The sequence below is a fragment of the Allokutzneria sp. NRRL B-24872 genome, from assembly GCF_002155965.1.
Lineage (GTDB): Bacteria > Actinomycetota > Actinomycetes > Mycobacteriales > Pseudonocardiaceae > Allokutzneria.
The window spans coordinates 21,600-35,962 of sequence record NZ_MUMH01000028.1 but is presented as its reverse complement, the minus strand read 5'-3'; the positions used below and the strand labels follow the sequence as shown (position 1 = coordinate 35,962).

Annotated in this window: 14 protein-coding genes; 10 read left to right on the top strand and 4 right to left on the bottom strand. The window is 68.8% G+C overall.

The genetic code is table 11. The features are described from left to right. Nucleotides 1-113 precede the first annotated feature (113 nt). From CCN37_RS08245 to CCN37_RS08210, 8 genes are all read left to right on the top strand, one after another. Nucleotides 114-419: a tol-pal system YbgF family protein gene (locus tag CCN37_RS08245; RefSeq protein WP_086820085.1), complete on the top strand. Its 306-nt coding sequence runs from the start codon at nucleotides 114-116 to the stop codon at nucleotides 417-419. Further along, nucleotides 416-931 carry a hypothetical protein gene (locus CCN37_RS08240; RefSeq protein WP_086820084.1) on the top strand — a complete coding sequence of 172 codons (516 nt, stop codon included), beginning with the start codon at nucleotides 416-418 and terminating at the stop codon, nucleotides 929-931. Before CCN37_RS08245 ends, CCN37_RS08240 begins: the two co-directional genes overlap by 4 nt. Before the next feature lie 229 nt (nucleotides 932-1,160). Continuing rightward, a complete protein-coding gene (locus CCN37_RS08235) occupies nucleotides 1,161-2,924 on the top strand; it encodes a Xaa-Pro dipeptidyl-peptidase (RefSeq protein ID WP_086820083.1) in 1,764 nt (587 codons plus the stop codon). A gap of 30 nt (nucleotides 2,925-2,954) precedes the next feature. Continuing rightward, nucleotides 2,955-3,398 carry a helix-turn-helix transcriptional regulator gene (locus CCN37_RS08230; protein WP_086820082.1) on the top strand — a complete coding sequence of 148 codons (444 nt, stop codon included), beginning with the start codon at nucleotides 2,955-2,957 and terminating at the stop codon, nucleotides 3,396-3,398. A gap of 10 nt (nucleotides 3,399-3,408) precedes the next feature. Further along, entirely contained in the window at nucleotides 3,409-3,816 is a 408-nt protein-coding gene (locus CCN37_RS08225) for a VOC family protein (protein WP_086820081.1), read from the top strand. Nucleotides 3,817-3,859: 43 nt separating this feature from the next. Then, nucleotides 3,860-6,241 carry an excinuclease ABC subunit UvrA gene (locus CCN37_RS08220; protein ID WP_086820080.1) on the top strand — a complete coding sequence of 794 codons (2,382 nt, stop codon included), beginning with the start codon at nucleotides 3,860-3,862 and terminating at the stop codon, nucleotides 6,239-6,241. 34 nt (nucleotides 6,242-6,275) lie between these two features. Next, entirely contained in the window at nucleotides 6,276-6,572 is a 297-nt protein-coding gene (locus CCN37_RS08215; RefSeq protein ID WP_210407924.1) for an Imm1 family immunity protein, read from the top strand. Between the two features lie 152 nt (nucleotides 6,573-6,724). Next, nucleotides 6,725-7,018, top strand: a complete 294-nt coding sequence (locus CCN37_RS08210) for a DUF6355 family natural product biosynthesis protein (protein ID WP_086820078.1) — start codon at nucleotides 6,725-6,727, stop codon at nucleotides 7,016-7,018. 444 nt (nucleotides 7,019-7,462) lie between these two features. On the opposite strand, the gene CCN37_RS08205 is transcribed toward CCN37_RS08210, so the two are convergent. The 3 genes from CCN37_RS08205 to CCN37_RS08195 form a co-directional block, all read right to left on the bottom strand. Further along, nucleotides 7,463-9,391, bottom strand: coding sequence for an ABC transporter ATP-binding protein (locus tag CCN37_RS08205; protein ID WP_086820143.1), 1,929 nt, complete (start codon nucleotides 9,389-9,391; stop codon nucleotides 7,463-7,465). Nucleotides 9,392-9,417: 26 nt separating this feature from the next. Beyond that, on the bottom strand, nucleotides 9,418-9,972 hold the full coding sequence (locus tag CCN37_RS08200) for a TetR/AcrR family transcriptional regulator (RefSeq protein ID WP_086820077.1): 555 nt from the start codon (nucleotides 9,970-9,972) through the stop codon (nucleotides 9,418-9,420). 72 nt (nucleotides 9,973-10,044) lie between these two features. Then, nucleotides 10,045-11,229 carry a Zn-dependent alcohol dehydrogenase gene (locus CCN37_RS08195; RefSeq protein ID WP_210407922.1) on the bottom strand — a complete coding sequence of 395 codons (1,185 nt, stop codon included), beginning with the start codon at nucleotides 11,227-11,229 and terminating at the stop codon, nucleotides 10,045-10,047. Between the two features lie 129 nt (nucleotides 11,230-11,358). Between CCN37_RS08195 and CCN37_RS08190 the strand changes: the two genes are divergently transcribed. Then, complete coding sequence (locus CCN37_RS08190) at nucleotides 11,359-12,159, top strand: erythromycin esterase family protein (protein ID WP_086820075.1); 801 nt, start codon at nucleotides 11,359-11,361, stop codon at nucleotides 12,157-12,159. Nucleotides 12,160-12,167: 8 nt separating this feature from the next. Here CCN37_RS08190 and CCN37_RS08185 read toward each other — a convergent pair whose 3' ends face one another. After that, on the bottom strand, nucleotides 12,168-13,496 hold the full coding sequence (locus tag CCN37_RS08185; RefSeq protein WP_086820074.1) for a PLP-dependent aminotransferase family protein: 1,329 nt from the start codon (nucleotides 13,494-13,496) through the stop codon (nucleotides 12,168-12,170). Between the two features lie 62 nt (nucleotides 13,497-13,558). On the opposite strand from CCN37_RS08185, the gene CCN37_RS08180 reads away from it, so the two are divergent. Then, nucleotides 13,559-14,359 (top strand): alpha/beta fold hydrolase, encoded by an 801-nt coding sequence (locus tag CCN37_RS08180; RefSeq protein WP_086820073.1) that lies wholly within the window; start codon nucleotides 13,559-13,561, stop codon nucleotides 14,357-14,359. Nucleotides 14,360-14,363 lie beyond the last annotated feature (4 nt).

Below are 14,363 nucleotides of genomic sequence, written 5' to 3'. Positions count from 1 at the left end.
GCTCGTACTGGGGGAAACCCCACTGTCCGGATGACTGCCTTTTCGGTCACCGCTGAAACGCCCTGGCTGCTTACCGTCGACGTGGACGGTCATGGGCACAGGAGGGCGCAACCGTGGCGGACTCGGAGACGCTGGCGTATCACAAGCAGTTGCTGGACCACCAGGTCATGGGATTCGACGCCGCGCAGAACGGCGACTTCGAGACCGCGATCCAGATCTGGACCAACATCCTCAACGACGCGCCGACGCGGGAGTTCTTCGAGCAGAGCCGTGAGGCGCTGATGGAAATCGCGTGGAACCTGGCGACGGTGCACCACGCCAACGGTGACGCCGAGACGGCGTGCACGATCTTCGAGCAGTGGGGTTTCCCGCCGTCGGAATTCGAGAAGGTGCTCGCAGGGGAAGGTGCGGACCAGTGACGATCAAGGTCGACAAGGACGAGCTGGGCCTCTCCGACTCGGATTGGCAGGAGATCGTCGAGAAGACCTCGTGCTGGAACGACGAGTCCGAGGAGTTGACCGACCTCAGCGCCAAGCTCAAGAAGGAACTGAAAACCAGGCTGAACCCCGCGGCCACAACGACAACGACAACGACCACCACCACGACGACGGTTTCGGCCGCGACGGTGGAGGACGCCGGAGGCCCTCCCCCGGTCACCACGGCCACCCGGCAGCCCGCCAGCGCGGACAGCACCTACGACCTCGCCCCAGAACACGCCAAGGTCCTCCCCTTCACCAGGGGCAAGATCCCGTTGCGCCAGAAGAGCCTCGTCGATCTCACCCCGAGGACAAGAGCATCCTGGACAACGCCCGGGTCTACGACGAGAAGCTTGACGACTACACGACGCACAGCGGCCAGGGACACCAGTCCGGCCACGGCAAGCTCGCCGAGCAGATCGCGAAGAAGGAGGCTCACGCCAGCCTGGCGCTGAAGGGCAAGAACTACCAGGAAAGCGGCATGACCATTGGTTTCACGGTCATCAGGAGCGGCGCGTCGGCCGTGCGGAAACTTGCAGATCGAGGGCAACGGCTCGCCGACGAGGGAATGGGCGAACAAAATCATCAGCTCGGTGGAGGCGGCCCTCGTAAAGTGATGCAGGACTTCGGACAGCGCCGAACCGAATACTGCAGAACAGGGCAGGACGGAATAGCATTCCGAAAATGAGGCGCGCGACAGTACTGCTGGCCGCACTTGCGGTGTTCCCGTTGACCGGCGCGTACGCGCTGGCAACGACTCCACCGCAGCAACCGGTGTTCGCCGACGGCGAGGCCCAACCGGTGTTCGACCCGGCGGATGTCGTGCGTGAAACGGTGTTCGTGCGCGTTCCCGTCGACAGCGACCGCGACGGGAAGGACGACGAGATCCGCGCGGTCGTGGTGCGCCACCGCGCGACCGACCAGGGCGTGAAAGCGCCGGTGCTCTACCGAATCAGTCCGTACTTCGGTGGCGGGCAACGAATTCCGACGCACAACGTGGACGTCGAACTCCACGTCCCAGGAAGCACCGGCCCGGACGGGGACCTGAATTCCGGTCCGAGTCCCCGCGACATTCCGGTGCACGCCGACGAGCCCTACTACCTGGCGCGCGGATATGCGTTGGTGTACGCGGACTCTCTCGGCACGGGTGACTCTACGGGCTGTCCGAGCAGCGGTGGTCGGAGCGAAGTCCTCGGTGCGCGCTCGGTCGTGGATTGGCTCAACGGCCGCACCCCGGCGCGCGACGCCGACAACAAGCCTTCGATCGCGTCGTGGACAACGGGCAAGACCGCGATGATGGGCTTGTCCTACAACGGAACTCTGCCGAACGCGGTCGCGGCGACAGGCGTGCAGGGCCTTGAGGCGATCGTGCCCATCGCGGCGATTTCCACCTGGTACGACTACTACCGCGCCAACGGTGCAGTCATCGCGCCCGCGCCTTATCAGGGCGAGGACGCCGACTGGTTGGCCACACGGGTCAACAGCCGCGCTGACCGCGAGATCTGCAAGCCGATGCTCGCAGAACTCACGCGGCAACAGGATCGCGTAACTGGCGACCACAACCGGTTCTGGGACGAGCGCGACTACCTCAAGAACGCCGACAAAGTGCACGCGGCAACGCTCATCGCGCACGGCTTGAAGGACTGGAACGTCAAGACGAAGCAGGCCGCGCAGTGGTACAGCGCATTGAAGGCCAACAGGGTGCCGGTGAAGATCTGGTGGCACCAGGGCGATCACGAGTCCCCGGAGTCACGGCGGAAGGAAGAGTGGCAGAAGACGCTCAACCGCTGGTTCACCCGCTACCTGTTCGACCACCGGAACAACGTCGAAGCGGAACCCCGCGTCACCATTCAGCGCGAGGACGGTGCGTGGGTCAACGAGGTCGACTGGCCCACTCCGGGCAGCTCTGACGTCTCCGTGCGCCCGCAGCAGGGCGGCGCGCTCGGGCTCACGGCGGGCACGGGCGTGGAGAAGCTGACCGACGACGCCACGAAGAAGCTCGATCAGCTGCTCCCGGCGAACCGGCTGCTCTACACCACGCCCGCCGCGAAGCGCGCTGTGCGCATCAGTGGCACGGCCAAGGCGGAGCTGAAGATCGCCTTCGACCGGCCCGCGGCGAACGTGACCGTGGCCCTCGTCGACCGCGCCCCGGACGGCACCACCAAGGTGATCACGCGCGGCTGGGCCGACCCGCAGAACCGCACGCGCCTCGACCGCACCGAGCCGGTCAAGCCCGGGGAGCGGTACTCGCTGGGCTTCGAGCTGCAGCCGATGGACTACGTCCTGGCCGCGGACCACTCGCTCGGCCTGGTGCTGCTCTCCAGCGACCGCGAGCACACGCTGCGCCCCAAGCCGGGCACGGGCCTCGCGGTGAGCCTGGCCCAGACCGCGGTGAGCGTTCCGGTGCTCGGCGGGCGAGGCGTGTTCGAGGCCGCGTTCGGTCGCTGACCTGGCCGAACGTGTGGCACGATCGCGGGTGTGACCAGCAGGCCCACGCCCGAGCAGCACCTGCGCGACCTCGCGCGGCTGCGCCGGGTCAAGGACCGCATCGACCGCGAGTACGCGAAGCCGCTGGACGTGGAGGCGCTGGCGCGCGGGGTGAGCATGTCGGCGGGGCACCTCAGCCGCCAGTTCCGGCTCGCCTACGGGGAATCGCCGTACGGCTACCTGATGACGCGGCGCATCGAGCGGGCCATGGCGCTGCTGCGGCGCGGCGACCTCAGCGTCACCGAGGTGTGCTTCGAGGTGGGCTGTTCGTCGCTGGGCACCTTCAGCACCCGCTTCACCGAACTGGTGGGGATGCCGCCGAGCGCCTACCGGCAGCAGGCGGCCGACGCGACCGCCGGGATTCCCTCGTGCGTTGCCAAACAGGTGACCAGACCGATCAGGAATCGAGAAGCGCGCTCCCCCGGGCAGACATAGCCTGACCGGCATGGATTTGAACATTCACGCCAGCTTCCTCCCCCAGGACGACCCCGAGGCGGCGTTGTCCTTCTACCGCGACACGCTCGGTTTCGAGGTCCGCAACGACGTCGGCTACAACGGCCTGCGCTGGATCACGGTGGGCCCGGCCGGTCAGCCGCGCACGTCGATCGTGCTGCACCCGCCCGCCGTCGACCCCGGCCTCACCGACGAGGAGCGCCGCACCATCACCGAGATGATGGCGAAGGGCACCTACGGCGGCATCGTGCTGGCGACGCCCGACGTGGACGGCGCCTTCGCGCGGCTCGTGGCGAACAAGGCCGAGGTCATCCAGGAGCCCGCCGACCAGCCCTACGGCGTGCGGGACTGCGCCGTGCGCGACCCCGCTGGCAACACCGTCCGCATCCAGCAGAGCTGACCCCACCCCCTCCGCCACGGCGCACCAGCAGGAGACGAAGAGCATGGCCTCGAAGAAGAAGGCGCAGCCGGAGCTGCACCTCGCGGACAGCCACGACCTGATCCGCGTGCACGGCGCGCGCGTGAACAACCTCAAGGACGTGAGCGTCGAGATCCCGAAGCGCCGCCTGACGGTGTTCACCGGCGTCTCCGGCTCCGGCAAGAGCTCGTTGGTGTTCAGCACGATCGCGGCGGAGTCGCAGCGGCTGATCAACGAGACCTACAGCGCCTTCGTCCAGGGCTTCATGCCCTCACTGGCCAGGCCCGAGGTCGACGTGCTCGAAGGGCTGACCACCGCGATCATCGTGGACCAGCAGCGGATGGGCGCCGACCCGCGCTCCACCGTCGGCACCGCGACCGACGCCAACGCCATGCTGCGCATCCTCTTCAGCCGGATCGGCAAACCGCACATCGGTTCTCCGCAGGCGTTCTCCTTCAACGTGGCCTCGATCAGCGGCGCGGGCGCGGTCACCTTCGAGAAGGCCGGGCAGAAGGTCAAGGAGCGCAGGGACTTCAACGTCGTCGGCGGCATGTGCCCGCGCTGCGAGGGCCGGGGCTCGGTGAACGACATCGACCTCAGCCAGCTCTACGACGAGGACAAGTCGCTCAACGAGGGCGCGATCACCATCCCGGGTTACAGCATGGAGGGCTGGTACGGGCGCATCTACCGGGGCTGCGGTTACTTCGACGCGGACAAGCCGATCAAGAAGTTCACCAAGAAGCAGCTGCACGACCTGGTCTACAAGGAAGCCACCAAGATCAAGATCGACGGCATCAACCTGACCTACCTCGGACTGGTGCCGCAGATCCAGAAGTCCTTCCTGTCCAAGGACAAGGAGGCGATGCAGCCGCACATCCGCGCCTTCGTCGAGCGCGCGGTCACCTTCACCAGGTGCCCGGAGTGCGACGGCACCCGGCTCAGCGAGCTGGCCCGCTCGTCGAAGATCAAGAAGGTCAACATCGCGCAGGCGTGCGCGATGCAGATCAGCGACCTCGCCGAGTGGGTGCGCGGGCTCAAGGAGCCGTCGGTGGCGCCGCTGCTGGAGAAGCTGCTGCACGCGCTGGACTCCTTCGTGGAGATCGGCCTCGGCTACCTCTCGCTGGACCGGCCCGCGGGCACGCTCTCCGGCGGTGAGGCGCAGCGCGTCAAGATGATCCGGCACCTCGGCTCGGCGCTGACCGACGTCACCTACGTCTTCGACGAGCCCACGATCGGCCTGCACCCGCACGACATCCAGCGGATGAACGATCTGTTGGTGCAGCTGAGGAACAAGGGCAACACGGTGCTCGTGGTCGAGCACAAGCCGGAGGCGATCGCGATCGCCGACCACGTGGTCGACCTCGGCCCGGGAGCCGGTTCCGGCGGCGGGACCGTGTGCTTCGAGGGCACCGTGGAGGACCTGCGGGCCAGCGACACCACCACCGGCCGCCACCTCGACGACCGCGCGTCGATCAAGGACTCCGTGCGCGAGGCCACCGGCGCGCTGGAGATCCGCGGCGCCACCAAGCACAACCTGCGCAAGGTCGACGTCGACATCCCGCTCGGCGTGCTGTGCGTGATCACCGGCGTCGCGGGCTCCGGCAAGAGCTCGCTCGTGCACGGATCGGTGCCATCGGGGGCCGGTGTCGTGTCGATCGACCAGAGCCCGATCCGGGGTTCGCGGCGGAGCAACCCGGCCACCTACACCGGCCTGCTCGAACCGATCCGCAAGGCCTTCGCCAAGGCCAACGGCGTGAAGCCGGCGCTGTTCAGCGCGAACTCCGAGGGCGCGTGCCCCACCTGCAACGGCGCGGGCGTGGTCTACATGGACCTGGGGATCATGGCCACCGTCGCCAACCCCTGCGAGGAGTGCGAGGGCAAGCGGTTCCAGGCGGCGGTGCTCGAATACTGCTTGGGGGGCCGCAACATCAGCGAGGTGCTGTCGATGTCGGTCGCCGAGGCCGAGGAGTTCTTCGGCTCCGGCGAGGCCCGCATCCCGGCCGCGCACGCCATCCTCGAACGGCTCGCCGACGTCGGGCTCGGCTACCTGAGCCTGGGCCAGCCGCTGACCACGCTCTCCGGCGGTGAGCGGCAGCGGCTCAAGCTGGCGACGCACATGGCGGAGAAGGGCGGGATCTACGTCCTGGACGAGCCCACGACCGGCCTGCACCTCGCCGACGTCGAGCAGCTGCTTGGCCTGCTGGACCGGCTCGTCGACTCCGGCAAGTCCGTGATCGTCGTGGAGCACCACCAGGCCGTCATGGCGCACGCGGACTGGATCATCGACCTCGGGCCGGGCGCAGGGCACGACGGCGGCCAGATCGTCTTCGAGGGCACCCCCGCCGACCTCATCGCGTCCCCGAAAACGTTGACGGGCAAGCACTTGGCGGCCTACGTCAAGGGCTGACAACGCCCATCGGCCCGGCGCGCTGGCGGAGCTGGTGCGCTCCGGGCGGCTCGAAACCTGGCTCACGAGTTCGTCCGGCCGCTCGCTGGCCTTCGTCAGCAACACCGCGCGGGCGGTGGTCGTGCTGATGAACGACGACGACGATCCCGGCGAGCACGCGGTCGATCCGGGCGCGAGCGGTTCCAGTTCCGGATTCGTCCTGGAGAACGGCCAGCACGACGCCTATCCCGATGCGGACACGCTGCCGCTGGCCGACGCGCTCCGGGTCGTCGACCACATCCTGGCCAGCGGTGCTCCGCCGGAGGACGTGGAATGGTCCGTCGATCGCTGACGATTCCAGAGACATGTCAGAACGCTTGGGGTTGCTTCACTTCCGGGCGATTCAGAGCGCCGTGAAGGAATTGGGGGCGCGCCGTTGTCGCGCTACGGTTCCAGCGCACCCGCGCATGATCATCTTCCCCCCTGTCTTTCACGGAAGGCCCCATGAAGATCGCACAGGCCCTCACCGCACTCGCCATCGCGCTCGGTTCGATGGCGGGAGCCGCGACGCTCGCCGCACCGACCGCGGACGCCGCCCCGTGCGGTTTCTACGTCACCTCGGACAACACCGCCAGGTACAACCACTGCGGCAAGGACGCGGTCACCATCAAGGTGCGCTGGCTGGGCATGTTCCCCTCTGAGCGCTGCATCGGCCCCGGCGACCACGCCCTGGAAGACCCGAACGCGCCGGGCGACAAGTTCATCTCCAACGCCTGGTACGTGCGCAGCGGCTGCTGATCCCCCGTGCGAAAGGCCCTCCGCGACGGAAATCGGCGGAGGGCCTTTCTCGTGCGGATGATCGACATGTGACCACCGTGGACGTCTGGGCTCTCAAAAGGTGACCGGGGTGTGGTGGCTCGCTCGCTTGCACTTCGCGCTCACAACCGCACGAAACTGGCGAATGTCGCCGCACTCAGCGGTTTCTCCGACCAGTCACACATGTGTGCAGTTCGTCGAACCGATCAACTCCTGGGTCGTGCACGGGTAAACCGATGTCGAACGCGAGCTTTCACGCCCCGCGCGGTCGGCGCGATTCGGCCGACCACGATCGCCGGGACACCGGCTCGGAGCGGGCGAGGGCGTGGTCGCGATGCAGCTCTCCGGCCGGTGGGTCCTGCCCGCCGACCGGATCGCCCTCCGCCGCACGCCGGTGGGGATCGACGTGCTCGAACTCGTGCTGGCTCAGCGCTGATCGAGGTAGGCCTGCGCTTGCAGGTCGAACAGCTCGGCGTACCCGGCACCGGCCGCCATCAGCTGCTCGTGCGTGCCGTACTCCGCGACCTTCCCCTTCTCCAGCACCAGGATTCGCTCCGCCTGGCGCACGGTGGAGAAGCGGTGCGAGATGTAGAGCGTCGTCCGGCCGGAGGCCAGCTCGCGCAGCCGCGAGAACAGCTCGTGCTCGGCCTGCGCGTCGAGCGCCGAGGTGGGCTCGTCGAGGATGAGCAGCGGTGCCTCGCGGTGGAACGCCCGCGCCAGGGCGATCTTCTGCCACTCGCCGCCGGACAGGCTCACGCCCTTGTCGAACCACCGCCCGAGCGGGCTGTCGTACCCGCGCGGCAACCTGGCGATGCGCTCGGCGGTGCCCGCGCGCCGCGCCGACCGCTCGATGTGTTCCCTGTCCTCCAAACGGTTCAGGTCGGCGAGGCCGATGTTCTCCGCCGCTGTGCCCTGGTAGGTCACGTAGTCCTGGAACATCGCGCTGATCCGCTCGCGCAGCTCGACCGGGTCGTACTCGCGGATGTTCACGCCGTCCAGCAGGATCTCGCCGTCGTTCGGGTCGTAGAGCCTGCACAGCAGCTTGAACAGCGTGGACTTCCCGGCTCCGTTGCGGCCGACCACCGCGACCCTCTCCCCTGGGCGGATCTCGAAGCTCACGCCGTCCAGCGCCGCCTCGACCGCGCCGGGATAGGTGAAGGTGACCGAACGGAACTCGATGTGACCGTCCACTGTGGATGGAAACGGGCGCGGCCTCGCGGGCGGCCCGATCTCCGGCCTGGTGTCGAGGAACTTGTAGAGCGTGTCGAGGTAGAGGTTGTTCTCGTACATCCCGGAGAACGCGGTGAACAGTCCGGAGACCGAGGTCTGCACGGCGGTCGCGGCGGCGGTGTAGAGCGCGAGGTCGCCCAGCGTGAGCCTGCCCGCGACGGCCTCCAACGCGATGTAGAGGGCCATCACCGAGCCCGCGAGGGTGCTCAGCAGGCCCCATGAGGTCGAGCTGACGCTGCCCTTCACGGCCAGTTTCCGCTGGCGCTCGTAGGAGACCTCACCGAGCTTGCGGAAGCGGTCGACGAAGTAGCCGCCGAGCCCGAAGAGCTTGGTCTCCTTGGCGTAGGTGTCCGTGGTGACCAACGAGGACAGGTAGTCCATCCGCCGCTTGATCGGCGACATCAGGAAGGTCTGCCAGAACGTGCGCGCGCCGTACTTCGACTGCGAGATGAACGCCGGGATCGGCGCCAGCAGCGCGACCAGCGCGAGCACCGGGCTGACCACCACCAGCAGCACGATCATGCTGCTGAACGTGATCGCCGAGCGGAGGAGGCCGAGTGCCGATGTCATCATCGACAGCGGTCGGCGCGGCGCCTCCTGGGCGGCCTGGCGCAGCGTGTCGTAGGACTCCGAGCCCTCGAAGTAGGCCAGGTGCAGCTCGCTCGCGTGGCCCATCACCTGGTGCCGCACGGTGAGCGTCATCCGCTCCTGCAACAGCGTCTGCGCGACCATCGTGACCGCCCCGCAGATCGAGGACAGCCCCAGCACTCCGAACTGGAGCACGGCCACCCACACGACGCCGGACGTGGTCCCCTGGTGCTGGATCGCCGCGACCACGGAGTCCAGCAGCAGCTTGGCGACGTAGGCCGTTGCCGTCGGGAGCAGGCCGGAAACCAGTGTCACCAACGTGATCACGATCGTCAGCGCCGGGCTCGCCTGCCAGGTCAACCTGGCCACCTTCGGCAGTCCGCTGACCGTTCCCGCGATCGACGCGCGCATGCGAGCGAGCCGCGACCGCACCCCTCTCGGGCGCTCCGGCGGTGTGGGCTCCGGGATGTCCGCGGAGCCGGTCAGCCCGCTGTCGGGCACCGTCGCGGGAGCCCGTCGCCCTCGTCTCGCGAGCATCGCGGCCTCGAAGCCGCCACCCGGCATCATGCGGCCCCCACTGCGCCGCGGAGAAAGACGTCGATGACCTGGCTCGTGGTCGGGCTGGCTTCCAGGCTGAGCCGCTTGCCGCTGAAGAGCAGGGACAGGAACAGCGACGCGAGCTGGTCAGCGGGCAGGCGCAGGCGGTCCCGCTCCGGCGCGAACAGCTCCGTGACTGCCTCTCGCATGGCGTTCATCGACTCGCGCCGACCGCTCTTCATCGGCGATCGGCGCGTCCGGCCGAGCGGGTGCAGCGCCGCCATCAGCGCGCTCATCCGCTCCAGGTGCGCGCCGAGCGCTTCCGCCGCTTCGGCGAGGCGCTTCTCCAGCGGCTGGTCGAGCGGGATCTCCGCGATCGCGTCGAGCACGTGGTCCGGGCGCAGCGCCTCGACCGTGCAGGCGTCGAAGAGCTCGTCCTTGTCCTTGAAGGCGCGGAAGATCGTACCTTCGCCGATCCCGGCCGCGCGGGCGATCTGGCTGGTGGTGACCGCCGCGCCGTGCTCGACCAGCAGCGGGAGCACGGCGTGCACGATCATCGAGCGCCGCTCCTCGACGCTCATGCCCGGGGCCCTCCGCCGGGTGTTCTCCGTGGGTGTCATGCCCCCAAGCATGCGGAGTGAGCACTCACTCCGTCAACCGGGTTGCACGACGCCGCGCAGGTTGCGGCCTGCGGCCAGGTCGGCGTAGCCCTGGTTGATCTCGTCGAGCCGGTAGCTGCGGCTGACCAGCTCCCCGAGCTTCAGCGAGCCCTGCCGGTAGAGCCGCAGCACCTCCGGGATGCCCGTGCGCTGGCTCGCCGAGCCGTACACCGACCCGATCACCGTCTTCTGCCCGCGCAGCAGCTCGATCGGTGGGATCGGCGTCGTGGCAACGCTTTCCGGGGTCAGCCCGGTCATCACCACCGTGCCGCCGACCGCTGTCGCCCGGCTCGCGTCGAGCAAGGTCGCGGCCGGGTCCACGCACACGAAGGCGTGGTCGGCCCCGATGCCCTCCGTCAGCTCGCGCACCCGTGCGGGCAGGTCGACCCCGGCTCCCGCCTGGATGGTGTGCGTGGCGCCGAAAGTCCTTGCCGCGTCGAGCTTCCACGCGTGCAGGTCCACCGCGATGATCACCTTCGCGCCCGCCAGCCGCGCGCCCTGCACGGCGTTCATCCCGTCGCCGCCGACGCCGATCACCACCACGCTCTCCCCGCCGCGCACGCGCGCCGCGTTCCTCACCGCGCCAACGCCCGCCGGGACCCCGCAGGCCGCGAGCGCCGCGACCTCGAACGGGATGCTCCTGTCCACCACGACCACGCTCGCCTGGTCCACCACTGTCCGCTCCGCGAAGGCTCCGACCAGGCAGAACGATCCGACGTCCCGGCCAGCGGAGTCACGCCGGCGGTAGGTGCCGTCGAGCTGCGGGCCGCGCGCGATCCGACTGCTCTCCACGCAGCGGTGGTGGGCTCCCGCGCGGCACCACCGGCACACTCCGCACGCGGGCAACCACGTGAGCACGACGTGGTCGCCGACCTTGATGCCGCTCACGGTCGCACCGACCGCCTCCACGACACCGGCGCCCTCGTGCCCCAGCACCATCGGCTGCATCCCCACCTGGCGCTCGCCCCGGAGCACGTGCAAGTCCGTGCGACAGAGCCCAACCGCCGCCATCCGCACTTGAACCTCCGTCGGCCCCGGCGGGTCGAGCTGGATCGTCTCCACCGACAACGGCTGGCCGACACCTCGGAACAGCGCCGCTCGGGTGGCGACCCGGGCAGTCGGTCCGCTCACCGCCATCGCCCCCGTCAGCGCCAAGAGTGATCTCCTGCTCAGTTCCATGCGCTCAACGCTGTTCGCAGCGCCGTGAAGCGCTTGTGAGGCTTGGGAAAGGACTCTTCTTCCGCTCGGTGGAAAGTCATCTTGCCCCGCCCTTGACCTGAACCGCCGTTGAGGTTGAACCCTGGAGCCATGACCCACCCCGTCAGCCTCGATCCGGCCGCCGCGCCCGACGACCTGCTCCCGCTCGCCGCCGCAGTCGGCCATGCGAAGGTCGTCGCGCTGGGGGCTTCATGCCGCACTTCGCGTGAGCTTTCCCTTTTCTCCCAACGAGTTCTGCGCGTACTCGTTTCGCGACACGACTTCCGGTCACTCGCGCTGGAGGGCGATGACGTGACCAGCGTCCACCTCGACGACTACGTGCGCACGGGGATCGGCGATCCTCGCGAACTGCTTGCCGGAGCGCGTCCCTTTTGGCGCACAGAGGAAATCCTGGACACGGTCCGCTGGATTCGCGCTCACAACGAGGAGCACCCCTCCGACCCCGTCCGCATCGCGCACCCACCGCGCCCCGGCTCCGGCAGCCTTGAACGGCAGCTCGCCGATGACGTCATCGCCTGGCAGGAGCGGACCGGGCACAAGATCGTGTACTGGGGCGGAATGGCCCACACCGCCGTCACCTCCAGCACGGCAGGCGGTTACCTGCGCGAGCGGTACGGCTCGGACTTCGCGTCGATCGGGCTGACCTTCCACCACGGCAATGTGCTCTTCCCCGTTCCCGCGCCTCCCCCGGACTTCGCCGAAGCCGCCTTCGACCAGCTTCCCAACGCCTTCTACCTGGTCCCGCCCCCGCATTCCGACGCGCACAAGACCCGCTTCATCGGCCCGCCGCCCAACCCCGAGCACCACCTCGCCAACGGCTCGCTCCGCGAGTGGTTCGACGCCGTCTTCCACGTCCGCGAAACCACCCCCGTCCACCTCTTCACCCAGTGACGGAAGCCCTAGTGGATCGGATCGGAGGACTCCGGAGAGGAGCGGGCGATCGCGGTCAAGGCGCGGAGTGCGGCGGAGAGGACGTCGGGGGCGGGTGCCGAGGTGGCCAGGCGCACGGCGTTCGGAGCCCGCCCGGACCCCACGGCGAACGCGGCGGCGGGGCTGACCGCGATCCCCCGACGAGCCGCCGCGGCCACGAACGTCTCGGCACGCCAAGCCTCGGGCAGCTCCCACCAGCAGTGGTACGCCTGCGGGTCGGCAGTGATCGCGAAGTCCGTCAACTCCTTGCGCACCAAGGCTTGTCGCGCCGCAGCGTCCACGCGCTTGGCTGAAGCGATCACGTCGGCCGTGCCGTCGGCGATCCAGCACGAAGCGGCGGCGAGCGCGAAGCCGGGCGCCGCCCACGTCCCTGACCGCACGGCACCGGCGACGCGTTCGACGAGAGCCGTTGGTGTCACGAGGAATCCGACGGTGAGGCCGGGCGAGATGCGCTTGGACAGGCTGTCCACCAACACCGTGTGCGACGGCGCGAAAGCCGCCAATGGCGGGACCGAATCGCGGAGGAACGTGTAGATCGTGTCCTCGATCGCATGGATGTCCAAGTGCCGCAACACTTCCGCGATGTCCTCGCGACGCTCGCGCGGCATCGAGGTGCCCAGCGGGTTGTGCAGCGTGGGTTGCAGGTACACCGCGCGGACGTTGGCCTGGCGCAGCGCTTCCGGGTCGATGCCGTGCGAGTCCATCGGCAGCGGCACGAGCGTGATGCCGAGCCGAGCCGCGATCGCCTTCACCACGGGGTAGGTCAACGCCTCGACTCCGAGCCGTTCGCCGACCGGCACGAGCGCGGCGATGGCGGCGGCGATCGCCTGGCGACCGTTGCCCGCGAAGATCACGTTCTCCGGGGACGGTGTCCAGCCGGTCCGCGCCAGCAGCCTCGACGCGAGCTCGCGCGTGGCCGGATCGCCTTGCACCACAACGGGGAACAGGGCCGAGCCGAAGACGTCCGGGCGCATCAGCCGCTCCATGCTGCGCGCGAGCAGGCCGGGTTGTTCGGGCAGCACGGAGAAGTTCAGCTCGAGGTCGACGCGCGCTCCGCCCGGCTCGGCCAGCGCGGTCTCCAGCGGCGGCTTGCCCGCGCGGACGAACGTGCCCCTGCCGACCTCGCCGACCGCGAGCCCCCGCCGCACCAGCTCGCCGTACACCCGCGCCGCGGTCGAGCTGGCGATGCGGTGCCTGCGCGCGAACTGCCGCTGCGGGATGAGCCGCTCACCGGGCAGCAGCCGTCCGGCCGCGATGTCGGCCGCGATGGCGTCGGCGATCACCCGGTAGTCTTCCATAAATTGCTCCGAGAACATTGCTTTGATTGCACTCGATGTTGCCCGAGCTTAGCGTCGTTGCCATGAGCACGGTAACCCTTGGCGGCATCACCTTCGGCTACGACGACCTCGGCTCCGGCGACCGAGTGCTGGTACTGGTGCACGGCCACCCCTTCGACCGCACGATGTGGCGGCCCCAGGTCGAGCACTTCGCGGAGCGCGGCTTCCGGGTGATCGCCGCCGACCTGCGCGGCTACGGCGAAACCACCGTGGTGCCAGGAAAAACGCTGTTGAGCACGTTCGCGAAGGACATCGCTGCGCTGCTCGACCACCTCGGCGTCGACCGCTTCGCGCTCGGCGGGCTGTCCATGGGCGGGCAGATCGTCATGGAGTGCTTCCGGCAGTTCCCCGAGCGGATCTCCGGCCTGCTGCTCGCCGACACCACGGCGGAGGCCGAGACACCGGATGGCAGGCTCAACCGCGCCGAGATGGCAGCGCGATTGCTCCGAGAAGGCATGCGCGGGTACTCCGAGGACGTGCTCTGGAAGATGGTCGCCAGCGACAAGGCCGCTGCCGAGCACGTGCTCCGGATGATGCTCGCGGCACCTCCGGAGGGCGCGGCGGCGGCGCTGCTGGGGCGGGCCGAGCGCCCGGACTACCTCGACCTGCTCGGCCGGGTCGCGGTGCCCGCGCTCGTGGTGGTCGGCACGGAGGACGAGTACACGCCGATCAGTGACGCACGGCTCATGCACGAGCGGCTCCAGGACTCCACACTGGTGGTCGTGGAAGGCGCCGCGCACATGCCGAACCTCGAAAAGACCGAGGAGTTCAACCGCGCGTTGCACACTTTCCTCGACAGGATCGCAGACCGAGCAGAACGGTGATCTT

Bases quoted from the DNA above. Each gene is read 5' to 3' on its own strand.
- CCN37_RS08235 (WP_086820083.1), top strand. From the start codon at position 1,161: ATGAGGCGCGCGACAGTACTGCTGGCCGCACTTGCGGTGTTCCCGTTG.
- CCN37_RS08225 (WP_086820081.1), top strand. From the start codon at position 3,409: ATGGATTTGAACATTCACGCCAGCTTCCTCCCCCAGGACGACCCCGAG.
- CCN37_RS08220 (WP_086820080.1), top strand. From the start codon at position 3,860: ATGGCCTCGAAGAAGAAGGCGCAGCCGGAGCTGCACCTCGCGGACAGC.
- CCN37_RS08210 (WP_086820078.1), top strand. From the start codon at position 6,725: ATGAAGATCGCACAGGCCCTCACCGCACTCGCCATCGCGCTCGGTTCG.
- CCN37_RS08205 (WP_086820143.1), bottom strand. From the start codon at position 9,391: ATGCTCGCGAGACGAGGGCGACGGGCTCCCGCGACGGTGCCCGACAGC.
- CCN37_RS08200 (WP_086820077.1), bottom strand. From the start codon at position 9,972: ATGAGCGTCGAGGAGCGGCGCTCGATGATCGTGCACGCCGTGCTCCCG.
- CCN37_RS08195 (WP_210407922.1), bottom strand. From the start codon at position 11,229: ATGGAACTGAGCAGGAGATCACTCTTGGCGCTGACGGGGGCGATGGCG.
- CCN37_RS08190 (WP_086820075.1), top strand. From the start codon at position 11,359: ATGACCCACCCCGTCAGCCTCGATCCGGCCGCCGCGCCCGACGACCTG.
- CCN37_RS08185 (WP_086820074.1), bottom strand. From the start codon at position 13,496: ATGGAAGACTACCGGGTGATCGCCGACGCCATCGCGGCCGACATCGCG.
- CCN37_RS08180 (WP_086820073.1), top strand. From the start codon at position 13,559: ATGAGCACGGTAACCCTTGGCGGCATCACCTTCGGCTACGACGACCTC.